Genomic DNA, 23038 nt, shown 5'->3' on the forward strand with positions numbered 1-23038 from the left:
CCCCTCGGCTAAACCTCGGTTTGCCACACCGTAACTGTCGTTACGAAGCGAAAACTATTCCGGCGACCATGATCATCCGGAACTAGGATCGAGGTCCTGATCCACACACCACCTGAGGGGGTGGAGCCATGAGGAACATGATGCGTCATGTATTCCTGGCGACAGTCATAGCAGTACTGGCCGCAGTCACCACGGGCACAGCGGCAGCGGTGCTGGTAACACCACAAACCACATCCGTGGCCTCGATTTCACCGAGCAACGGCGCCGTCGTCGGAATCGCCCATCCGGTCACCGTCCGGTTCACCGCACCCGTCACCGATCGCGCCCGCGCCGAACGATCCGTGCACGTCGGCGACCGGGCCGGGACGTTCTCCTGGGCCGACGACAAGGAACTGGTCTGGAACTCCCCCGGATACCTGCCGGCCGATGCGCGATTCACCGTGACCGCCGGCAACGTTCGATCCGAATTCCGGACCGACGGCGGGACCAGTGCCGATGCCGACATGTCGGCGCATACGTTCACCGTGTTCATTCCCGGGCAGGCGCCACGGGTCATGCCCGCCTCGATGGGTAAGCCCGGACGCGAGACTCCGGTGGGCACCTTCCCCGTGATGGAGAAGGACCGCACCATCATCTTCGATTCCCGCACCATCGGTATTCCGCTCGACGATCCGGAGGGCTACTACCTGACCGGCGAGTTCGCCGAACGGCTCACCTCGGGCGGCGTCTTCGTACATTCGGCGCCGTGGTCGGTCGGGCAGCAGGGTAATTCGAATGTCAGCCACGGCTGCATCAACCTGGCCCCCGCCGATGCCGAGTGGTACTACGACAACGTGAGTGTGGGCGATCCGGTGACCACCCACTGGTGATCAGCGTGCCGCTTCGGCCGCCTCCACGACGTGCCGCATCAGCAGCGCGGTGGTGACGGGTCCGACACCACCGGGAACCGGACTCAGTGCGGCCGCCCGGCCCTCGACCGAAGCGGCGTCCACATCGCCGACGATGCCACCGTCGGGTCCCTCGTTGGTACCCACGTCGATGACCACAGCGCCCTCGCGCACGTGGTCGCCACCGATCAGCCCGGCCCGCCCGGCCGCCGCGACCACGATATCGGCGGCCGAGGTGACCGCCGGCAGGTCCGTGGTGCGCGAATGGCACACCGTCACCGTGGCATTCTCGGCCAGCAGCAGCTGTGCCAGAGGTTTGCCCACCACATTCGACCGGCCGACGACCGCGACGTGCCGGCCCGCCAGCGCGATGTCGTGATGTTTGGCCAGCTCCACCACCGCCTGTGAGGTGGCGGGCGGGAATCCGGGCAGTCCGGCGGCGAGCAGTCCCAGCGACAGCGGGCTGACGCCGTCGACATCCTTGGCTGCGGCGATGGCCGAGCTGACGTCGTTGAGTTCCACGCCCGCGGGCAGCGGCGTCTGCAACATCACCGCGTGCACCGCCGGGTCCTCGCTGAGCTTCGCCAGCGCCTCGCGAATCTCCGCGGCACTCGCTTGCGCTCCGAGATCGATTGTCTCACAGTCGATTCCGAGTCGTCCGGCCGCGCGCTGCAACGAGTTGACATACCACCCGCTGGCCGGATCGTCGTTGGCCACCACCAGCACCAGGCGGGGGGCGGCCCCGCCTTCGGCCAGTGCGGCGGCGCGGTTCTTCGTCTCGGCGTTGAGGTCGGCTGCGAGTTGTTTGCCGGTCAGCGGTATGGTGTCCACCCGGCCACCTTATCGGGCCGCGTACCAGCGCCCACGGCCGCCGTCACCCGCGCGAATACCGACTCGAGCGGGAGTAAATCCGGGGCCCTCACCGATTCCGGTCGTATGGTGGGCACGGCTGTGCCCATGCCCCACCCACCCAAGCGGGATCCCGCTCGCCCGGAAAGGTGTCGACTGCAGTGAACATCGCCAGACGTGTCAAACATCTTCTCGTCGCGGCCTCGGCGGCCGCGCTGCTGGCCGGACCACTCACCACGACGGCCACGGCCGCCGACGGACCGGCGCCGCTCTACAACTCGGCTCAGGAGAACTTCGTCAACGGCAACGACGCCGCGGGTCTGGCCGACCTGCGCTCGCTGCTGGACGCCACACCCGACGACGCGCAGGCGCTGGCCCTGCAGGGTATCTGGTCGGACTACACCGGCGATCTGCTCACTCGCGAAGCCGCGTTCAACCGGCTGGCGGCCATCGACCCCGGCATGGCCCAGGGGGCCCGCAATCTCATCGGCGCCATCGGCGCGGCCGTGGGCACCCTGCCCAATCCGCTGCCGGCGCTGGTCGGCCCGCAGACCGGCATCGTGGTGCTCGGCTACGGGCTGCTGCCCGACGGCAGCCTGCGCCCCGAACTGGTCAACCGGCTCACCGCCGCGTGGTTGCAGGCGATCGCGGCGCCGATGTCGCCGATCGTGGTGACCGGCGGCAACCCGCAGAACGGAGTACCCGAAGCCGCCGCGATGGCGGGCTGGCTGATCGGCCACGGCATTCCGGCCTCCCGGGTGCTGGTCGAGGACCGCGCCACGTCGACCGTGCAGAACGCGCTGTTCAGCACCCGGATGCTTCAGGACGCCGGTGCGACCAGCGCGGTTGTGGTGACCTCGCCGAATCACATCCGCCGCGCGGTGGCCGATTTCATCGTCGCCGGCACCCGCGTGGTGGGGGCGATGACCTCGCTCGATCAGCTGGTGTCTCAACTGCCGCCGCCGAGCAAGGCCGCCCAGCGCGGCATCTATCTCGACGCCACCCGCACCTTCCTGCTGCCGTCGGCCCGCTAGCCGGCGCACGGAAGATTGTGGTTGACGCCGCGCCGACAATGATGGGGTGATCGACCCCGAATCCGACGAGTCCGCCACCGATACGATCGTGGCCGACCTGCGCCGCGCCGGATGCGTCTTCGCCGAGGAGGAAGCGGCCCTGCTCCGGCAGGCCGCCTCCTCCCCCCGCGAGCTCTCCGCACTCGTCGCACGCCGCGTCGACGGCATACCGCTCGAATATCTCCTGGGCTGGGCCGACTTTCGCGGCGTGCGGGTGGCGCTCGACGCCGGCGTATTCGTGCCCCGGCAACGCACCGCGTTTCTGATCGACGAGGCCCTCGAACGCACCGCCGCCCGGCCGGGCGATCGGCGCACCGTCGTCGACATGTGTTGCGGCTCGGGCGCGTTGGGCCTGGCCGCGACGACCGCGTTGCGCGCCGGCGGGGTGGAGGTCGAACTGGTCGCCGCCGATATCGACACCGCCGCGGTGGCGTGCGCGCGGCGCAATCTGGAACCGCTGGGCGCGCGGGTCTTCCGAGGTGACCTGTTCGCCGCGCTGCCCGGCGGACTGATCGGGCGCGTGGATCTGATTCTGGCCAACACCCCGTACGTGCCGACCGCGATGATCGCCCGGATGCCGCCGGAAGCCCGCGACCACGAACCCCGCACCGCCCTCGACGGCGGCGCCGACGGACTCGACGTGCTGCGCCGCGTGGCCGATGCCGCCGGGCGGTGGCTGACGGTCGGCGGCTGGGTACTGGTCGAGATCGGCACCGCCCAGATCGACACCGCCACAGCGATCGTCGCGGCCGCCGGACTGCGCCCCGCGATCGCGGAATCGTCCGACTACGGCGCTACGGTGGTATGCGGAACCCGGACGAGCGCCGGGGGCTAGCCGCCGATGCCGCGGCGGAGGTCGTCGGCCGTGCGCAACCGTTCCCGCACCCCCGCCAGGTCGGCCTCGAGTGCGCTGAGATCCGGTTGTGTTGCCGCCGTGGCATAGTCGGCGACTCCCGCTTCGACCGCCGCGACCGCGCGTTCGGCCTGTGCCAGCTGTGCCGTCCGCGCGTCGGAATGCAGCATCGAGATCGCGACCAGGTGGTCGTCGAGAGCCAGGGCGGACTGTTCCAGATCCGCGCGCAGAGTCACCGTTGCCGCCGTGTCGTAGGCCGTCACCGCGCGCAACGCCGTCATCGCATCGCGCAGGCGGCGGTGCAGGCGAGCCTCGGGGTCGTGGGAACGCGCCCAGGCGGTCGGCGCGCGAGTGGCCGTACCCGGGACCACCTGATTCTCGGCGGCGATGCGGCGGCGCTGATGGGCCAGGGCCACCGCCCCGATTGCGACGATCCCGCCCACGATCACCACGAGGGCGAGCACGAGCAGTAGCAGCACGATCATGTCATCTCCCGTGGTGGACGACGGTTGTGTGGCCGGTGCTGTGATGGTGGGTTCCGCCGCCGTGCCACATCGACAGCGCGACCACCGCGCCGATGATCAGCAGCGTGACGACCGTGACGAACGCGGCGAGTTTGACCTTGCTCCACGGCCGCTGCCCGACGACCTCACCGGTCAGGCCGTTGATGTAGACCCGGAACGGGGTGTTCGCGTAGACCACGGTCAACAGCCAGATCGGCAGCAGAATGTGCTTGTACGCCAGCGAGTTCCAGGTCGAACGCAGGTCGTGGATGTGCTGGCGGTCGCCGCCGATGTCCTCGCGCACGGTCTGCTCGATGACCTGTTCCATCCGCGTCCGGGCGACCGGGAACATCTCCTCGGCGTCGCGATCGTAGGTGCGGGCCAGGTGGCCGGCGACGTACTCGGGCGAATAACCGGTGGCCTCCGCGACCGGCCACGGTTCGAGTTCGGCGACGCGGGCGCTGTCGTCGATGTCGTTGGCGAGGATCGGCAGATCGTCGAAGCGGTTGCCGACCTCGCCCATCGCCGGATACCAGCGAATTTCGGTGCGGCTCTTCAGTTCCCCGTCGTCCCAGTACCGTTCCGTGTACTCCTCCCCGCGTTCGCCGCGGTACCACGTGTGCACGTCGGCGTCGTAGGTGAAGTAGGCGTGGTAGACGCTCGCCAGCGAACCGAGCCGCTTGTACTTCTTGAACGCGGTCGGCGCGAACCACCGTCCCGCGACCCACTTCTCGACGCGTTCGCGCGCCGCCTTCTCGTCGATGCGGAACGGGACCACACCGTCCACCGGCAACCGGGCCGGAGCGTTGTGCACATCGTCGCGCTGGATCGGCGTGGTGCAGTAGGGACAGCGTGTCGCGGTCAGACTGCCGACGAATGTGGTTGTGCCACCGCAATTCTGACACTTCACCTCGCGATCGCCGGTGATCTGCGGTCCGGCGGTCACGGCCTGCAGCGCGCGCAACTCCCCCATCGCCTGCCGCAGATCACGCGCGACGACCGGTGCCCGCGGCGCCGACAGCGGCGAGTAGTTTCCGCAACTGGGACACCGCAACTGCTGCGAGGCGATGTCGAACACAAGCTGGCCGCCGCACGCCGTACACGGATAGGTCCGGGTGAGCTCGGTCCGATGCAGCATGGCCGGATCCGCGGAACCGTGCGGGTTCGCAGGAGGTGGCGCCCCAGATTCGGAGCCGCCGGGTATGTCGTTCCCGCGACCGAACGGCGTCGTGCCCGGCGGCGGATGAAGCGCCGGGCCGCCGCCCACTCCCGGCCCGCGATTCGCGACCGGCGGCGGCCCGGGACGTCCGGCGACCGGCGCAGGATATTTCGCACCGACGCCCACCGGTGGCGGTGTCGTGCCGTCCTGCAGGCGGTAACCACCCGGCACGGGCGGCCGCAACGGAGGCGGCGTCATACCCTCCGCCTGGTGATAGCCGTCCAGCGCGGGTGGGCGCAGCGCAGGCGGCGTTACGCCCTCTGGTGCGCTATGGCTGCCCGGGATCGGCGGCACCGGATACGAGTTCGGTTGTGGGCGTGGGTCGTTCATCGGTCCCCCGGTTCGGCTGAGGTGGGGCTAGCCGGCGGGAGGTGGCGGGGGCGGGGTGCCGGGCAGCGGCGGCGGACCACCGAACAACGACTGCAGCGCGGGGACGGTCGAGGCCGCGGCCCATGCGGACATGCCGGTGGTCCAGACGTTGGTCTGCGGTGTGAGGCGCCCGGCGGCGACGAACTGGCGCAGCTGATCCACCGGGAACGGACCCGCCGCCTGCCCGTCCAGATCGATGTGGAACTGCTGCTGCACCGGAAGCGGCGGCGGCTGCTGCCCGTAACCCGGCTGGGCATAACCGGCGGCGGGCTGGGCGAAGGCGCCCTGCATCGCGCCCGCCATCTGCCCGCCGAGGGCCACGCCCATCCCGGCCTGCATCGCCGCGCCCATCGCCCCGCCGCCGGGATTCTGCGCGGCGGCGAGCATCGCGTCGGCCGCCTGGACCTGCTGATACCGGTTCGGATCGCGCACGTTGTCGGCGAAACCGCCGGCCTCGACACCGCGGGCCACGCCGCGGGTCATCGCCTGCTGGATCTCCTCCGGCAGCGAGATCGTCATGGTGACCGCGTCGACACCCAGTCCGAACGACGCCACCCGCTGCGCCACGAATTCGCGCAGCTTGTCGGACAATTCCACCTGACGACCCTGCAGATCGATCGCGCCGAGGCCGGTGGCGAGCACCATGTCGGAGAAGGCCAGCGCGACGGTGCGCCGCAGCAGATCGGTGATCTGCTCCATGTCGACCACGCTCTCGGTGCCGATCACCTGGCGCAGGAAGACGGCCGGGTCGACCACCTTCACGATGGTGGTGCCGTTGGCGCGGACCTGCACCATGCGGAAGTCGGGATCACGGACGGTCACCGGTTGCGGTGTGCCCCAGCGGAAATCGGTGACCGGCCGGGTGTTGACGAAGTACACCTCCGACCGGAACGGGCTGTTGAAGCCGTGTTTCCACCCCTGCAGGGTGGACATGATCGGCATGTTCTCCGTGGTCAGCGCGTAATGGCCGGGCTCGTAGCGGTCGGCGAGCTGCCCCCGGTAGACGAAGACGGCCTGCTGGCCCTCGCGCACGATCAGTTCGGCGCCGTTCTTGATCTCGTTGTCGTAGCGCGGGAACCGCCACGCCAGCGTGGAATTCGTATCGTCGAGCCATTCGATGATGTCGACGAATTCGCCACGGATCTTGTCCATCAGGCCCATGCGTACTTCCGTCCTCCCTCGGCGCATTCCGCCGCGCAGAGTATGGCACAAACGGATTCGCTTCGGCCGCTAGCATGGGGCGTTGTGGAGCAGCGATACGTGCGCAGGTCGGGACGGGTGATCCTCGCGGACGCCGACGACCGGATCCTGCTCATCGCCTATCGCGGCACGCTGGATCCGCTGTACTGGATCACGCCCGGCGGCGGCATCGACGCGGCGGAATCGCCGGCCGAGGCGGCGGCCCGGGAACTGGGTGAGGAGACCGGATTGCGAATCAGCGCAGCCGATCTCGGGCCGCAGGTGGCGGTGGCCACCGGGCATCTGGACATCCCGGGATGGCTGTCGGGTTTGTTCCGTGAGGACTATTTCTTCTACCGGCTGCCCAGCGGCGGCACCGATCCGGACACCAGCGGGCTGCTGAGCTACGAAAGCACCGCCATCGACGAATTCCGCTGGTGGAGTGCCGGCGAGCTCGCGAGCACCGACCAGCAGGTGTATCCGCTGGGTCTCGCCGGGCTCCTCGGCGAGCTGCTGGCGGGGCGGGTTCCGCCCGAGCCGGTCGCGCTGCCGTGGCGTGACCGGCGCGACGAAGCCTCGTGAATCGGCCGCGTCTCAGGACTTGCGACCGGTGAATTCGTCCATCGAGTGGTAGACGCCCACCTTGTTCAGGTAGAAGTCGCGCACCTTCAGCGGCAGCAGACCGGAGATGGCGCGGTTGAGCCGCGAGGTCCACGGCAGCACGACCAGCGCCGCACCGTTCTTCATCTCCCGCCACGCGGTGTCGACGACCTCTTCCTGCTCGAGGATCGGCGTGAACCAGAAACCCTTGGCGCCGTTGAACATTCCGGTGTTGATGTAGGTCGGGCACACCGTGGTGACCTTCACGTGCTCGTTGCCGGACTGCTCGAGTTCCAGGCGCACCGAATCCGACCAGCCCAGCGCCGCCCACTTGGACGCGGCGTAGACGCTCATGCGCGGATTGGACACCAGCGCCGCCGAGGAGGCGATGTTCAACACCCGCGCGGGGGTTTTACGCTGCACCATCGCGGGCAGGAATTCCAGCGCGATGTACATCGGCGCCAGCGAATTGATCGCCATCGTCTTGTCGATGTCGGCACGGTTCTCGGTTTCCCAGAAGTAGCCGTTGCCGCGCACGATGCCGGCGTTGTTGACCAGCACGTCGATATCGCCGACCTCCGAGCGCACCGCGGCCGCGGCGTCGATGATCGACTGCTGGTCGGAGACGTCGACCACGTAGTGGTGCACCCGGCTCACCGATCCGGAGGACAGTTCGGCCGCGGTCTGCTTCAGCGCGGTCTCGTTGACATCCCACAGCACCACGTCGGCGGCCTGTTCTCGCACCGCGCGCTGGGCGAAGGATTTGCCCAGGCCCATCGCCGCGCCGGTGATCAGTACCCGCTTGCCCGCGACCGTATCCATATCCGTTCCTCTTCCTGCGTACCCGAGTCCCTCGTGCCCGAAGTCCCCTCTGCCCGAATTCCCCTGTGCCCGAGGTCCTCTGTGCCCGAGCGGGCGAGATCATTTCTGCCGCAACGCCTTCATCACGCCGAAGTAGAGCGTCATGGTCTTCGCCCACAGCGCTTCCGACATGCCCGGCAGCGGCGCGAGCGGCAGCGCGCGCTGGACCGCGATGGTTTGGGTGTCGACGTATTTGAGCAGCCCCTCGGGACCGTGGCGGCGGCCGCTGCCGGAGATGCCGAGCCCGCCGGAGGGGGCCGCGACACTGCCCCACGCCGCGATGAAGCCTTCGTTCACGTTGACCGACCCGGCGTGGATGCGGGCGGCGATCTCGCGGGCGCGTGCGGTATCGCGGCTCCACACACTGGCATTGAGGCCGTAGGCGGTGTCGTTGGCCTGGTCGACGGCCTCGTCGTCGCTGTGCACGCGGTAGATCGAGACGACCGGACCGAAGGTCTCCTCGCGGTAGACCGTCATACCCGGGCGCACCCCGGCCAGCACCGTCGGCTCGTAGAAGTACGGGCCGAGGTCCGGGCGCGCGCGGCCGCCGGCCAGCACGGTCGCACCCTTGGCGACGGCGTCCTGCACGTGTTCGGTGACCGTGTCGAGCTGGCGCGCGAAGGTCAGCGACCCCATCTCGTAGGAGTAGTCCAGCGCCGAGCCCAGCCGCAAAGACTGTGTGGCGGAGGTGAATTCGCTGGCGAACCGGTCGTAGACACGGTCGTGCACATAGATGCGCTCGATGGATTCGCACAGCTGCCCGGCCGAGGCGAAACAGGCGCGCACCGCGATCTTGGCGGCCGCGCTCACGTCGGCGTCGGCGAGCACCAGCAGCGGATTCTTACCGCCCAGTTCGAGCGAGTAGCCGATCAGCCGCTCCCCCGCCTGCCGGGCGATGGTGCGGCCGGTGGCGCTGGAACCGGTGTAGTCGACGTAGTCGGCGCGCGCGATCACCTCGCCGCCGATCACCGAACCGCGGCCGAGCACCGCCTGCCACAGGCCCGCGGGCAGTCCGGCGCGTTCGGCGGCGTCGATCGCCCACAGGGCGGTGAGCGCGGTCTGGTTGTCCGGGCGCGCGACGACCGCGTTACCGGCCATCAGCGCGGGCAGTGCGTCGGAGGCCGCGAGAGCCAGCGGGTAGTTCCACGGCGAGATCACCGCGACCACACCCTTGGGCCGGTTGCGGACCTCGACCTTGGTCAGCACCGGCAGCACACCGCGCGGGGTGCGCGAGGCCAGCAGCCGTTCGGCCGCGGCGGCGTAGTAGCGGGCGTTGACCGCCACGTCACCCACCTCGTCGAAGGCGTGCACGCGGGACTTGCCGGCCTCGGTCTGGACGATGTCGAGGATGGTGTCCTGTTCGGCCAGGACCAGGTCGTGGAACCGGCGCAGCACCGCGGCGCGTTCGCGCACCGGAACCCGCGCCCACTGCTGCTGGGCGCTGCGGGCGGTCGCGAAGGCGGCGTCGATATCGGCGGTCGACGACTGCGGCAGATCGGCGATCTTCACGCCGGTGGCCGGGGCGAAGACCGCCACCGAGGGGGCGCCACCCGCGGTGGCGTGCGCGAGCAGGCGGTCCACCAGCTCCTGCGGCAGGGCCGGGGCGGCGGCGAGGTCTGGGGCGGTCGTCATTGTCGGCCCTCTCGGTCGGCAGGCGCTCAACAATTTGTTGAACACCAGTGTTAGATTAACACCGATGTTAGATTAATCGGGCGATGCCGGGCCATGTCAAGTCCGCACGACCGATCAGGGAGGTACCACGGGATGCCGCAGGACGGGGTGGTCACCACTCACAACGGCGCCGCTCGCCGGGGCCGGCCGCCACAGACGCGCGCGCAGGCCGACGAGGTCCGCTCTCGCATCGTCACCGCCACCGCAGCGGTGTTCACCGAATTCGGTTCGCGCGGACTGAGTGTCGCGCGGATCATCGACCAGGCCGGAATCTCGCGGCCCACCTTCTACCGCTATTTCGCCAACGCCACCGCGCCGCTCGATGTGGTACTCACGCAGTCCAACGAGGGCCTCGTGGGTGGCATCCGCAAGGCGTTGGAAGAGTCCGACGAGCCGGTGGCGCTCGGCATCGGCATCATCGACGCGTACCTGGACTGGGCCCGCGGACACGGGCCGATGCTGCGGCCGGTGTTCGCGGAACTGCACGATCCGGCCTCACCGGTCTCGGCATACCGGGAGCAGGCCTTCGACGACATCCGCGCGCTGGTGCGGGAGAAGTTCGCGGTGCTCGACCGGCAACTGCCGGCGCCGCTGGACCTCGACACCGCGCTGCAGGTCTGCGCATTCGTGGTCTACCAGGTGTCGCTGGCCACCGCGCCGGGCGCGGACCCGGATCCCGATGCGGTCGCCGAGGCCCGGCTGACGATGATTCGCACCGTTCTGGTCACCCTGGGGCGGCGCGAGGATGTCGAACTCGCCCTGACGATTCCGGGGATCTTCCTCCCCGTGCAGGGCTGACACCGGCAGGAGAGATCAGCCGCGCAACCCGCTCGCCCGCAGCACCCGCCGCGAGATCCCGGCCTCCAATGCCTCCGCCGTGCCGATGATGCGCACCCGCTGCCGGGCGCGAGTGATCGCGGTATAGAGCAGTTCACGGGTCAGCAGCGTCGACTCCGGGCCCGGCAGCACGATCGTCACCGCACCGTACTGGCTGCCCTGGCTGCGGTGGATGGTCATCGCGTACACCGTTGTCACACCCGGGAATTGGGTGGGATGCACCAGATACGGTTCGCTGCCGCGCTGCAGCGCGGCGCGCAGGCCACCGTCGGCGGACCGCACGATGACACCGGTGTCGCCGTTGTAGATGCGGGCCTCGTGGTCGTTGGCGGTCACCAGCAAAGGCTGGCCGGGAAACCATTGTCCGGCAGCGGATTCCGTCCCGATTCCGGCCGCGGCGACCCAGCCGCCGGCCATCCGGTCCCACCGTTCGACACCGAACGGCCCCTGCCGGTGCGCGCACAGCAGGCGATGCGATTCCATCGCCTGCAGCGCGGCCGCGGCGTCGCCCGCCTCGGCGGCGGTGGTGGATTCGCGGGCGGCGCGCACCACGTCGGCACGCACCTCGGCGATGTCGTCGGGTTCGTGCAGGGACAGTTCGGTACCGCCGTCGTGCAGCAGCGCCAGCGCCGTCTCGGCGTCCCCGGCGCGCACCGCCACCGCCAGATCGGCGATCCGGCCACCGAACCGGCGGCCACGGGTGAGTCGGATCATGCCGCCGCGCAAGCGGTTTCGTTCCCGTTCACCGAGATCTTCGGCGCCGGCCACCGGACCGGAACCGGTGTCCAGGATCCGCTCGAGGATCGGATTCGGCGGGCCGGCCACCGGTCCCGCGACCAGATCGGCGAGGACGGCACCGGCGTCGACCGAGGCCAGCTGGTCCGGGTCGCCGACGAGCACCAGCCGCGCGTCCGGGCGCACGGCGGGCAGCAGCCTGCTCATCATGGTCAGCGACACCATGGAGGTTTCGTCGACGACGATGACGTCGTAGGGCAGCCGGTTGTGGGCGTGGTGACGGAAGCGGGTGGTGCCGCCGCGCTGCCAGCCCAGCAGCCGGTGCACGGTCGCCGCGGTCAGTTCCGGGAGGTCGAGGTCGCCGGCCTGTTCGCGCACCGATTCCTGCAGGCGCGCAGCGGCTTTGCCGGTCGGGGCGGCCAGCGCGATGCGCAGGGGCGCGGTGTCGGCGACCGCGCGCTGGTGCGCGACCAGCAGGGCCAGGATGCGGGCGATGGTGTGGGTCTTACCGGTGCCGGGACCACCGGCGACCACCGTGGTCCAACTGGTGGCGGCGACGGCGGCGGCGATGCGCTGGCGGTCCGGGGCGGCGCCGGGTCCGCCCGTCCCCGGGAACAGCCGGTCCAGTTCGCGGCGCACGGTGTCCGGGTCGACGAGCGGATGCCTGTGCGCACGGTCCGCCAGCACCTCGCGGATCGTCTGCTCCTGCCGGTAGTAGCGGTCCAGATACAGCAGCGGCCCGCCCTCGGATTCGACCAGCCGCAGGGGGCACAGCGGGCCGGCGGGACTGCCGCACACCAGCGGGCTCGCGCGCAACTGACCGCACAGGCTGTCGACGTCCGGCCAGGGGAGCAAAGCGGGATCGACCGGTTCCGCCTCGCCGAGATCGAAACCCTCGCCGTCGACACCAATTTCGTGCATACGCCGCAATTCCAGGCACACCGATCCCGACCGCACCGCACGCACCGCGAGCGCGGCGGCCAGCAGGACCTGCTCCCCGGATTCACCGCCGAGCCGGCCCAGCCGCAGTGCCACGTGCACGTCGGCCGCCGACAACACCCCGGCGGTGTTGAAGGTCCGCAGCAGTCCGGTGGCGCGCTGCGCCACAGCGATCGCCGTCACCTGCTGTCCTTTCCGGCCAGCAGATCCGACAGCGCCACGATCAGCTCCGCCGGTGGGTCCCAGTCGAAGACGCCGTGGCCGGGCGGGGTCGCCGGGCCGATCATGCCGCGCACGAACAGATAGCGCACTCCTCCGAGGTGGCGAGCCGGATCGTAACCGGGCAACCGCCAGCGCAGATAGCGGTGCAGCGCCGCCGAATACAGCAGGGCCTGCAGCGGATAGTGCGAGCGCATCATCTCTTCGGCCATCCGGTCGCGCCGATAGTGCGCGACGGTCAGTTCACCGGTGCCGAGCCGGTTGGTCTTGTAGTCGACGACGAGGAAGCGGGGGCCGCCGGTCCGCAACACCGCGTCGATACTTCCGGTCAGATACCCGCGCAGCGGAACGTCGTCGAGCAGGTCGAGGGCATCGGCGTAGGTGGCGAACGGATCGTCGGACCGCAGATGTTCCCGCAGGAGAGCTCCGATGCGCCGGACGGTCACCCGCTGCGCCACCGGGTCGTCACCACCCGCGAGCGGCAGTTCGAATTCCAGTTCGTTCAACCGATCCCGGGAGCGGATATCGGCCAGCGCGACCGGATCGCACGGGGTGCGCAGCACCGCGACGAGCGCGTGGGCGAGTGCGCCGGGATCGATGTCGGCCATGAGTTGCTCGACGGCCTGTTCGCAGCGCAGCCGGACCTCGGCGGCCAGATCCGGCGCGTCGGTATCGACCAGCTCGAGCACACCGTGCACGAGGGTGCCGAATTCGGCGCCGTAGGGCAGATCGTTCATCAACGACGATGCCGCGCCGGCGAACTCGTCCTCGGCCCCGAGGCCGGGACCGAGTTCCGGCGCGGGCGTCAGCGGCTCGTCGGCGCCGCCCTCGGCTACCTCCGTAGCCACGAAATCCGTTGCACCATGGGCTGTTTCATGCGCCGACGCGGTGAGCGCCGAGTACGAGGTGCGGCGCCAGTCGTGGTCGACGGAGCGGGTGAATCGCGCGGCCTCGAGTGCCTTGTCACCGGTGTGGTCACGTTCGATGCGCAGCTGCGCCTCGACCGCCGCGCGGACGGGCTCGATCTCGATCAGGCCCGGACCGGCGGCCGCGGCCCAATCCCGCAACTGCTGCAGCACGATCGGATCCGCGGGCACCTCACTGCGCGCCGGCACGTCGGCGCTGCCAGGGACGCGGCCCAGGATCATCCGATGCAGCGGTGCGGCGGCCGTACCGTAGGCCGGCGCCCACCAGGCCACCACCTGGCACTGCGCCCGGGTCACCGCGACATACAGCAGCCGCAGCTCCTCCCCGGCTTCCTCGGCCTCGCAGCGGCGGCGGTGCTCGGCGTAACCGGGCGCTTCGGGGCCGCCGACGTCCAGGACCCGTTCGCCGCCGTCGTGGAACAACAGCGTCGACGGATTGGGGTTCTTCGCGCCGTCCCACGCGAAAGGCAAGTAGACGACAGGGAATTCCAGGCCCTTGCTGGCGTGCACCGTGGCGATCTGCACCGCGGCCGCGTCGCGGTCGAGGCGGCGGCTGCGTCCCGCGACCGCGCCCGAGGCCGGATCGCGCACCCGGTCGGCCAGCCAGCGGGTGAGCGCGGTAAGCCCGAGCGATTCCCGCGCGGCGACCTCGTCGAGCAGTTGCGCGATATGCCGCAGATCGGTCAGGCGCCGTTCGCCACCGCTCTGGGCCAGCAGTCGCGGCGCGGGCTGGGCCTGGGCGGACAGCCGGTCGAACACGGCCGCGAAACCCGAGCGTGCGAACAGCCGGGCCGCGTCGCGCAGCTGAGTGCTGAGCCGGCCCACCAGATCCGCGCCACCGGCGTCGATATCCGCGGCGGACAGGCCGAGCAGCGGGGTCGTTGCCGCCAGCCGCACTCGGTCGCCGCGATGCGGTTGTTCCAGCGCCCGCAGCACCCACAGCCAGTCGGTGGCGCTGCGGGTGGCGAAAACGCTGGCGCCGCCGGCGAGGACGGAGGCGACACCGGCGCGGTCCAGCTCCGCGCGCACCAGGTCGATCTGCGCGCGGGTGCGGACCAGCACGGCGATATCACCGGGGCCGAGCGCGCGGTCGCCGATCCGCGCCCCGGATTCGAGGGTCCGGACGATATCGGCGGCGAGGTCGGTGGCCACGCGATCGCGCTGGCGGCCCACCACCGGGAATCCGCTGCCGTTCAACGCTCCGGCGCCCTGGCGGGGAAAACACCTGAGCCGCAACGGAACCGCCGCACCCTCGGGCCCGGTGAGCCGGCTCTGCGGCCGGACCGCCGTGACCGGCGGCACCGTGATCTGCGCATGTCCCAGGGCCGCGCCGCCCAGCAGGTGATGCAGCGCCGCCAGCAGACCGGCATCGCTGCGGCGGTTGGTGTCCAGTTCGCGACGGGTCTCGGCGTGGGCGACCGCGTCCAGATAACTGAGGACCTCGGCGCCCCGGAAGGCGTAGATCGCCTGTTTCGGATCGCCGACCAGCACCAGGGTGGTGTGGTCGTGGAAGACGCGCCGCAGAATGTCCCACTGCAGTGGGTCGGTGTCCTGGAATTCGTCCACCAGCGTCACCCGGAAGCGGTCGCGGATGCGGCGGCAGGCACGCTCGCCGTGGACCGGGTCGGCGAGCACGTCGTGCAGCAACACCAGCTGATCGTCGAAGTCGCGGATGCCCGAAAGCCGTTTGCGCCGATCGACTTCCGCGCGTACCGCGGCCGCGAACGCCGCCGCCTCGGCCGCGGGGTGATCGCCGAGCTCCTCTCCTGGAACCAGCCGCGCGCGCCGGTCCGCCACCGCGGCCGCCGCCAGCGACAGCGCCTGCCGCACCGGCATCGGGGCACCGCCACGGGCGTAGCGGGCCAGATACAGATCCTCGGCGACCGTGCTCACCAGTTCCTCGATGCCCTCGACCAGCCGCACCCGCGGATCGTGTTCGCCCGCGATGCCGAGTTCGTCGAGCATGCGCTGACAGAACCCGTGCGTGGTGGAGATGGTGCCGGCATCGAAATCCGACAGCGCGGCGACCAGCCGCCGGCGCCGCCGCGCCACCTCGGCCGGGTCGGCATCGGCCAGATGCGCGATCAGCTCGTCGGCTCCGGCGCGCGCGGCCGCCGGATCGTCGAGGGCCGCCGCGACCGTGACGAACCGCTCCCGCGTGCGTTCCCGCAACTCCTGGGTCGCCGCCCGGCTGAAGGTCACCAGCAGCAACTGCGAGATGTCGACCAGCCCCTCGGCGACGAACCGCACCGCCAGCCCGACGATGGCGTAGGTCTTCCCGGTCCCCGCGCTCGCCTCGAGCACGGTTGTCCCCGTGGGCAGGTCACCGCACAGGTCGAATTGGCCGAACGGTGCGGAGCCACCTGGACGGACGCCCCTCGAACGCAGAGCGTCGCCGATGCGCCCGGGATCGGAGGATGCACCGTCTCCGCGGTTGGACGACGCGTGGACGGGCGCCGGTTCGGATTCCACGCCGGCGAAGCGCGCGGCCACACGTCCGTCCGCATGTCGGGCCTCATCCGCCTGAGGCGCAGGACTGTGATTCTCCGCCCCGTCGCCGGACTGCACCTCATCCACGGCGAAAAGCTCTCCGGCGTCGACTGTTTCGTTCGGGGTACGAGTGTGCCGGCGGTGGGTGGCGGCGTGCGCCGCCGCTTCCGGGGTGCGCAGATCGGCGACGGGGAACAGTTCCTCGGTCATGGCTGCCCCTGGGATTCGTTGGCCAGCAGCGGATTCCACAGTCGCCGGGCCACCGAACCGAATGTGGTGGTTTCGCCGTACCGGTCCGGTTCGGGCAGCGAGGTTTCCAGTTGCTCGAAGGCCGGTTCGGGTCCCCAGATGTAGGTCAGGTAGCGGTCGGTGTGGTCGCCGAACGGGCGCGGCCCCTTCGGTCCGCCGTAGAACTCCTCCTCCGCGGCGGCGCGGGCAGAGTCGAGATCGGCTCCGCGGCAGCGGCGTTCGGCATAGACCGCCGATGCCGACGGCGCGAACGACAGCGGTTCGGCCAGGCCCTCCTCGCGCAGATCGGCCAGCTCGCGCAGCAGGTCCGCCGCGAGCGCGGGGGCCGGTGCGGTCAGCGACGAACGCCAGGCCGGGCGGCCGAATTTACCGCGCCCGATGCTCACGGCCTGCCAGCTCTGATGGCGTTCGGTGGCGGCCAGCGCCAGCAGCCGCACCCACGCCGCCATCCGATGTTTGGGCGCGAGGCGGGAATAGGTGGCGCGCACGACCGCGTCGTCGTGCACATCGGCGACCGTCCCGGTGAGCCGCCGCCCCGATCCCAGATCCACCGCGATATCGATGGTGCGTGCCGGCGCCTGCTGCAGTGGCGCGGCGACCTGCACCAGCCGGTCGACCGTGGATTCCACCTCGGCCAGCACCGCCGCGCCGAGGCCGAAGGGCGGCAGGGTTCCGCGCCGCCATTCCGCGGCGCGCAGGGCAGCCGGATCCGCGCCGGTGAGCCGGGCCGCCAGCATGCGCTCGCCGATATTCCAGGTGGCCAGCCCGGTCAGTTCGATGGGCAGGCGTTCGTCGATGTCCTCGTCCTCCTCCGGCACCCGGATGCCCAGGCGCTGCCACAGGAAGGCCCGGATCGGATGTTCGGCGAACGAGACCAGTTCCGCCAGTTCGACATCCGTGCGCGCCACGGCGGGCAGCGGGCCGGGCAGCCACGGCGGACTCGGTTGCGCGGGGCGCGCCGCGGCGCGGGCGGCGGCCAGCGCGAGAGTGTCGAAACCGAACGGGGCGCGCGCGTCGAAGTTGCTGCCGTCGTAAGCCTGCAGCGGATGACGGCGCACCACGTCGCCGGTGCCGCGGTGAGCGCGCACCACATCGATCAGTTCCGCGAGCGGCGTGACCGGCGGCCGGGGCGTTCCGGTCACCGGATCGGCCCCGGTGTAGAGCACGACGAGACGGTCTTCGGCGGCGAGGACGGCATCGAGTAGCAGTCCGCGGTCCTCGCTGCGCGAATCGCGTTCGCCGACAAGCGGTTCCCGCGCGGTGACGTCGTCGCCGTCGATGCCGCCGGTGCGCGGGAACACCTCGTCGTCGAGCCCGAGCAGCACCACCACCCGGTGCGGGACCGACCGCATCGGCGCCAGGCCGCAGACGGTGAGCTCGCCGGTGCGGTAGTTCGAGCGCGGAGCCCGGGCCCGCGACCGCGCCCGCAGGGCGGCGATCACATCGGGCAGCCGCAATTCGGCCGCGTCCGCGTGTTCGAAGGCGGCGGCGAGTTCGCGCCGCGCCTGCACGCCCTGCCAGCCCGCGGCGACCGGCAGATCGGTGAGCAGATCGAGCGCGCGGTGCAGGATCTGCAACCACTGCCGCGCGGGTCGCGGTGTGCCGGCGGGTTCGGCCGGGGTGGGTCCGCTCAGATCGCGCACACAGACAGCGAGCCGGTCGACGAATTCGGCGAACCGCCCGGCCAGGTCGACATCGCCGGAGTCGACGTCCTCCAGCGGCAAAGCCAGATCCAGCCAGTCCTCGCCCGATTCCCCGGCGGCGACGCCGAGCAGAATCCGGTCGACGGCCGCGTTGAGGGTGTTCTGGCCGAATTCGGCGAGGCCGAATGCCTGCCGCTGCCGTTGCCCGATCCCCCAGCGGGCGCCGGTTTCGGCGGCCCATTCGCGCAGCCGCTCGATATCGTCGTCGTCGAATCCGCAGCGGTACCGGACGGGTTCGGTCGCGGCGAGGTCGAGCACCTGGGTGACACCGACGCGTCCCTCGGCCAGAGCGAGCAGGTCCTCCAGCACCGCGAGCACCGAATTCGCCGCGCCCGCGCTGCGCTCGGCGGGCCGCACCCGCAATCCGTGCGCGGGATTGGCGTCGGTATCGTCGAAAGCGGCGGGCCCCTGGCCGAAGGCGGCCCGCACCAGCGGCGCATAGCCCTCTGGATCGGGGCACAGCACGATCACGTCGCGCGGTTCGAGGGTGGCATCGCGCTGGAAGAGCCCGAGCAGGACGTCACGCAACACCTCCACCTGCCGGGCCGGGCCGTGGCAGGCGTGGATCTGCACGGTGTCGTCGCCTGTGCGCGCCACCGGCACCGGCGGCCAGCAGTCCGCGCGGACAGCGTCCTGCAGCTCGGAAAGCACTGTGCCCGAACGATTCCCGGCGTCGATGCGATCGGGCTCGGGCGCATGATGCCGATCGGCGAAGTCGACGGTCGCCAGCCGGTTCTGGACTTCCCGCACGTCGCGACCCAGCGCTCCCAGCAGCGGGTGGCGGGCGATCGGTTCGGCGACCACGCGCCGGGGAGCGGCGGGACGGGTTCGCACGATCGTCGCCGCACCCGCGGGCCCCGCACTACCTTCCGCGATCGCGGCGGGTCCGGCCGGACGGGCGAGTTCGGCACCCTCGGGGTCGGACGCGCGCAGCCGCTCCCACAGCGCCGGGCTGGGATGGACGAGCCAAATGTGCACATCCCGGTGTTCTGCCACCGCCTCCAGCACCGCGAGTTGCGCGGCCGGAATCCGGGGCAGCCCGAAGATCGAAAGCCGCTGCGGCAGATCGATACTCGCGGGATCGGTGCGCAACCGGCGGCAGACGGTGTCGAGCCGCTGTGCCGGTGCGGGGACGCCGATCGCCTCGCGCACCCGCCGCCACAGGCGCGGCTGCCACAGTAGGTCCTCCGGCAGGTCGGCGCCGCGGCCGTCGGTATCGGCGCCGTCGCCCCAGTCGGTGATCAGGGTCGGGCGGGTGGCGCCGTAGGTGTCGAACAGGGTCGCGATATGGGTCGCGGTGCCCAGCCGCCGGCCCGCCCGGTACGCCTCGGCCGGGCCGGCGCCCACCCCCAGATGCCGGGCCAGGACCGCCGCCCAGGGTTCGCCGATCGCGGCGTCCATCGCCGCCAGCACCGGCCACACCAGCCGGTCGGGTGCCCACGGGTCGGCGTCGGCGGCGATATCGGAGGCCGCGGCCGAGATGTCGGCGACCAGCGCCGCCGGGCTCGGATAGTCGATGTTGGCGGCCACGCCGTCGCCCGCCCCCGCGCCCAGCGTCACCGCGAGCCGCTGGTTGAGCCAGCGTTGGACGCCGTGCGCGCCGACCGCGACGACCTCGGCGGCGAAGGGGTCCGGCAGCGGGTGCGACAGCATCGCGGCGAGCGCGTCGGCCAGCGTGCGCGCCGACTCGGCCCGATGGATGTGCAGCACCTGCGCACCGCCTCTCTGTCCCTCGCGCGCGATCCGTTGTCGCGGTGATGCGGCGCGCCCGATCCTACAAACCCGGCCACCGCCCCCGGCGGCACCGACCCGTCTCGGTGCGCCGCGCCCGGCGAACGCCGTGGGACGAGCCCTCCGCAACCGACCGGGCAACGCCCGTTACCACCGGTTTGCCGCCCTTCGCAGCATCCCACCAAACATTCGGCAACACAATCGAATCCGGCCATCATGACCATTCGGCTATTGCGAACGCAATTCGCCACCGCGTGTCACCCGCACACCGGGTCCGTCGTGTGCCACAGTGCTCTGCGGGGAGGTTTTCGGGAGAAGCGGTATCGAAAGGCTGGTTCGATTCATGTCTGCGACGGTGGTCCCTCTCGTACCCAGATCCGGGTTCACGGTACGGCGATCGGGCGAGACGTGGGAACTGATCAACTCCCGGCACTACGGCCGCGGCGTGGTGCTGCACAGCTGGGCCCGCGACCGGCATTCCGAGGCCTTCGAGCACTGCTATCGGCTCAACGGCCGCAGCGTCGAGGAATTGCTCGCGGCATTCCGCTGACCTGCGCCGTTGCGCTCGACATGGCCGAAATGCGCTGGCCTGCAACGATCTCCGTGGAGCTACCACATCCGCAGGTCGAGCTCAAGACGTGCGTGATCGGCGGATTTGTGGCTATTGTGGCTCACCGTGCGTTATCCCCGGACCGCGTCCCGCGGCATTCGAACCACCCGCCTGGCCGCCGGTGCCTGCGTCGTCGCCGCCGCACTGATCGCGGGCACCCCCGTACTGGATCCCGCTCCGGCCGCCGCCGTCCCGCTGCGTATGCAGGGCTGCCGCGACGGCTTCGACTGCGATATGAGCAGCCGGATCGCGGCGGTCGACAACTACCTGGCCTCCCGGCCCGGTGTCACCGGCTACGTGGTGCGCGACCGGGTCACCGGCGGCACCTATGCCAACGGCAGTGCCGACACCCTGTTCTGGACCGCCTCCACGATCAAGCTGGCCATCGCCGAGGATCTGCTCAACCGGGCACGCGTCGGCGCGATCACGCTGACGCCCGAGGACCGCACCCAGATGGAGTCCATGCTGGCGACCTCCAACGACGCCGCGGCGGACTTCCTGTGGAACAAGTACGCGGGCCCGGACCGGCAGGCGTTCAACAACGCCTTCCGGGCCAACGGGATGACCGGCCTGGTGCCGCGCCCGACCAACGGCAACGGACATCTGTTCCCGGACTGGGGTTTTCAGCAGTGCGCGCCGGCCGATCTGGACCGGCTGATGAACAACGTGCTCGACCACATGCACCCGGACGACCGCGGCTACCTGCTCGACCGGATGCGCAAGGTCGACACCAATCAGCACTGGGGCGTGTGGGGCGCGGGCGATGCCCTGCACCCCGGCCTGAAGAACGGCTGGTCCGACGAGAACGGCGGCTGGGTGGTCAACTCGGTCGGCTTCGCCGGGCCCGGTGAGCGCTACACCCTCGCGGTGATGAATTCCCTCGGCGACCAGGGCGGCTACACCGACGGCGAGGAGACCACCACGCATGTCGCGCAGCTGCTGTTCGCCGGACGGTGAGCAGGGCGGTCACCGCCGCGACAGCGCGCTGATCGGCTACCGCCGCGACAGCGCGCTGATCGGTTCCGACGCGGCAGCGCGCCGATCGGCTACCGCCGCGACAGCCGCATCGGCGCCCCGTCGCGCGGGAACGGGATGGTGTTGAAACCCCACGGCATCAGGTAGTCGTCGGGGATGTGCCAGCGGTAGGCACGCACCATCGCCGCGATGACGACCTTCACCTCCAGGGTGCCGAAATGCATGCCGATGCATTTGTGCGCCCCCGCGCCGAACGGCATCCACGCCAGCCGGTGCGATTTGTCCTCGCGCCGGTCCTCGGCGAACCGTTGCGGATCGAAACGTGCCGGCTGCGACCACAATTCGGGCAGCAGGTGGTTGACCCCGTAGGCGACGTCGACGTGGGTGCCGGCCGGAATGTAGTGACCGGCCACCTCGGTGTCGCGCACAGCGCGGCGCACCAGGCCCGGAACCGGCGGCACCAGCCGCAGGCTCTCCTTGATCACCAGGTCCAGATCGCGCAGGCGGTCCAGATCGGCGATCGTCGGCGGCGCACCGTCGAGTTCGTCGAACAGCGCCTGCGCCTCGGCGCGCACTCGCTGCTGCCAGTCCGGGTGGCGGCCCAGGTAGTAGGCGACCGAGGTCGCGGTGGTGGTGGTCGTGTCGTGGGCGGCCATGATCAGGAAGATCATGTGGTTGACCACGTCGGCGTCGGAGAAGGTCGCCCCGTCCTCGGCGCGGGCGTGACACAGCGCGGAGAAGAAGTCCGCACCCTCTTCGCTGCGCTTGTGCGGCACCATCGCGGTGAAGTACTCCTCGAGCGTCTTGCGCCCGCGCAGGCCGGCGCGCCACGCACCGCCGGGCACCGGATAGCGCACCAGCGCCAGCGGCGCGTGGGTGCAATCGAGGAAGGCCTGTCCGAGCCGGTGGCGTTGCGGTCCGGCGTCGACCCCCATGAAGGTTTCGGTGGCGATCTCGAGGGTGAGATCTTTCACCGTCGGATATAGCCGCAGGGTGCGCGCACCGGCCGGGCTCCAGCGTTCGACCGCGGCCTGGACCACCGGGCTCAATTGCGCCAGATGCGATTCCAGCCGTTCGCGGGTGAACGCCTGCTGCATGATGCGCCGGTGGAACATGTGCTCGGAGAATTCCAGCAGCAGTAGTCCGCGGCGGAAGAACGAGCCGATCAGGAAGTCCCAGCCCTGCCCGAAATCGTTGCGGCGCTTGCCGAGTACCTCGTCGACGGCCTGCGGACCGGCGATCAGGACGCGGTCGACGCCGAAGGATTTGTTGTAGCTCACCGGGCCGTAGCGGCGGTATCGGTCGTACATCTCGGCCGGGCCCCAGCGCAGATACTGCAGCGAGCGGCCCAGTACCGGCAGTCCGGCGTCACCGCGCACGGCCGCCGCCGCGCTGGCTCGCGGCGGTGTCGCCAGCACCTGCTCCCGGGCCGGTAATCGGTGCAGCAGCCGGTCGATCGGATGACTGTCCGGAATTTCGATGAAGCCGATGTTCTCCCGGTCGGCTTCGGAGGGACGCGGGTCGACGCTGACCATGACTGATGCCTCCCGAACACAGCAG

Annotated in this window: 17 protein-coding genes; 7 read left to right on the forward strand and 10 right to left on the reverse strand. The window is 70.5% G+C overall.

The window, feature by feature from the left end; translation table 11 throughout:
* Positions 1–128 precede the first annotated feature (128 nt).
* Positions 129–869: a L,D-transpeptidase gene (locus ACPCUW_RS15450; RefSeq protein WP_423425527.1), complete on the forward strand. Its 741-nt coding sequence runs from the start codon at positions 129–131 to the stop codon at positions 867–869.
* On the opposite strand, the gene ACPCUW_RS15455 is transcribed toward ACPCUW_RS15450, so the two are convergent.
* On the reverse strand, positions 870–1718 hold the full coding sequence (locus ACPCUW_RS15455; protein WP_423425529.1) for a bifunctional 5,10-methylenetetrahydrofolate dehydrogenase/5,10-methenyltetrahydrofolate cyclohydrolase: 849 nt from the start codon (positions 1716–1718) through the stop codon (positions 870–872).
* A 179-nt stretch (positions 1719–1897) separates the two neighbouring features.
* Here ACPCUW_RS15455 and ACPCUW_RS15460 point away from each other — a divergent pair, with 179 nt between their 5' ends.
* Together ACPCUW_RS15460 and ACPCUW_RS15465 are read left to right on the forward strand one after the other, a co-directional pair.
* Positions 1898–2770 carry a YdcF family protein gene (locus ACPCUW_RS15460; protein ID WP_063015818.1) on the forward strand — a complete coding sequence of 291 codons (873 nt, stop codon included), beginning with the start codon at positions 1898–1900 and terminating at the stop codon, positions 2768–2770.
* 49 nt (positions 2771–2819) lie between these two features.
* Positions 2820–3644, forward strand: coding sequence for a putative protein N(5)-glutamine methyltransferase (locus ACPCUW_RS15465; protein ID WP_423425654.1), 825 nt, complete (start codon positions 2820–2822; stop codon positions 3642–3644).
* Here ACPCUW_RS15465 and ACPCUW_RS15470 read toward each other — a convergent pair.
* The 3 genes from ACPCUW_RS15470 to ACPCUW_RS15480 all read right to left on the reverse strand — a co-directional run bounded on the left by ACPCUW_RS15470 (position 3641) and on the right by ACPCUW_RS15480 (position 6914).
* Positions 3641–4147 carry a hypothetical protein gene (locus tag ACPCUW_RS15470; protein ID WP_423425530.1) on the reverse strand — a complete coding sequence of 169 codons (507 nt, stop codon included), beginning with the start codon at positions 4145–4147 and terminating at the stop codon, positions 3641–3643. The two genes, ACPCUW_RS15465 and ACPCUW_RS15470, sit on opposite strands and share 4 nt — an antisense overlap.
* 1 nt (position 4148) lies before the next feature.
* Entirely contained in the window at positions 4149–5303 is a 1155-nt protein-coding gene (locus ACPCUW_RS15475; RefSeq protein ID WP_181063970.1) for a hypothetical protein, read from the reverse strand.
* A 438-nt stretch (positions 5304–5741) separates the two neighbouring features.
* Positions 5742–6914 carry an SPFH domain-containing protein gene (locus ACPCUW_RS15480; protein WP_423425532.1) on the reverse strand — a complete coding sequence of 391 codons (1173 nt, stop codon included), beginning with the start codon at positions 6912–6914 and terminating at the stop codon, positions 5742–5744.
* A gap of 84 nt (positions 6915–6998) precedes the next feature.
* Here ACPCUW_RS15480 and ACPCUW_RS15485 point away from each other — a divergent pair, with 84 nt between their 5' ends.
* Positions 6999–7514: an NUDIX domain-containing protein gene (locus ACPCUW_RS15485; protein ID WP_423425534.1), complete on the forward strand. Its 516-nt coding sequence runs from the start codon at positions 6999–7001 to the stop codon at positions 7512–7514.
* Between the two features lie 12 nt (positions 7515–7526).
* On the opposite strand, the gene ACPCUW_RS15490 is transcribed toward ACPCUW_RS15485, so the two are convergent.
* A complete protein-coding gene (locus ACPCUW_RS15490) occupies positions 7527–8354 on the reverse strand; it encodes an SDR family NAD(P)-dependent oxidoreductase (protein ID WP_064906818.1) in 828 nt (275 codons plus the stop codon).
* A gap of 99 nt (positions 8355–8453) precedes the next feature.
* Positions 8454–10025: a succinic semialdehyde dehydrogenase gene (locus ACPCUW_RS15495; RefSeq protein WP_423425536.1), complete on the reverse strand. Its 1572-nt coding sequence runs from the start codon at positions 10023–10025 to the stop codon at positions 8454–8456.
* 132 nt (positions 10026–10157) lie between these two features.
* On the opposite strand from ACPCUW_RS15495, the gene ACPCUW_RS15500 reads away from it, so the two are divergent.
* Positions 10158–10862 carry a TetR/AcrR family transcriptional regulator gene (locus ACPCUW_RS15500; protein WP_030517664.1) on the forward strand — a complete coding sequence of 235 codons (705 nt, stop codon included), beginning with the start codon at positions 10158–10160 and terminating at the stop codon, positions 10860–10862.
* A 15-nt stretch (positions 10863–10877) separates the two neighbouring features.
* On the opposite strand, the gene recD is transcribed toward ACPCUW_RS15500, so the two are convergent.
* The 3 genes from recD to recC all read right to left on the reverse strand — a co-directional run bounded on the left by recD (position 10878) and on the right by recC (position 19872).
* Entirely contained in the window at positions 10878–12758 is a 1881-nt protein-coding gene (recD, locus tag ACPCUW_RS15505; protein WP_423425538.1) for an exodeoxyribonuclease V subunit alpha, read from the reverse strand.
* Entirely contained in the window at positions 12755–16120 is a 3366-nt protein-coding gene (locus tag ACPCUW_RS15510; RefSeq protein WP_423425656.1) for a UvrD-helicase domain-containing protein, read from the reverse strand. Before ACPCUW_RS15510 ends, recD begins: the two co-directional genes overlap by 4 nt.
* Positions 16121–16416: 296 nt before the next feature.
* On the reverse strand, positions 16417–19872 hold the full coding sequence (gene recC / locus ACPCUW_RS15515) for an exodeoxyribonuclease V subunit gamma (protein ID WP_423425540.1): 3456 nt from the start codon (positions 19870–19872) through the stop codon (positions 16417–16419).
* Between the two features lie 364 nt (positions 19873–20236).
* On the opposite strand from recC, the gene ACPCUW_RS15520 reads away from it, so the two are divergent.
* The gene (locus ACPCUW_RS15520) at positions 20237–20443 is read left to right on the forward strand and encodes a hypothetical protein (RefSeq protein WP_062965071.1); all 207 of its coding nucleotides are present in this window, start codon (positions 20237–20239) and stop codon (positions 20441–20443) included.
* Between the two features lie 126 nt (positions 20444–20569).
* A complete protein-coding gene (locus ACPCUW_RS15525; protein WP_082857486.1) occupies positions 20570–21460 on the forward strand; it encodes a tat pathway signal sequence in 891 nt (296 codons plus the stop codon).
* Positions 21461–21549: 89 nt separating this feature from the next.
* Here the strand turns inward: ACPCUW_RS15525 and ACPCUW_RS15530 are convergent, their stop codons facing one another.
* Positions 21550–23013: a cytochrome P450 gene (locus ACPCUW_RS15530; RefSeq protein ID WP_423425542.1), complete on the reverse strand. Its 1464-nt coding sequence runs from the start codon at positions 23011–23013 to the stop codon at positions 21550–21552.
* Between the last annotated feature and the right edge of the window lie 25 nt (positions 23014–23038).

The organism is Nocardia sp. AB354 (assembly GCF_049538315.1).
GTDB lineage: Bacteria > Actinomycetota > Actinomycetes > Mycobacteriales > Mycobacteriaceae > Nocardia > Nocardia nova.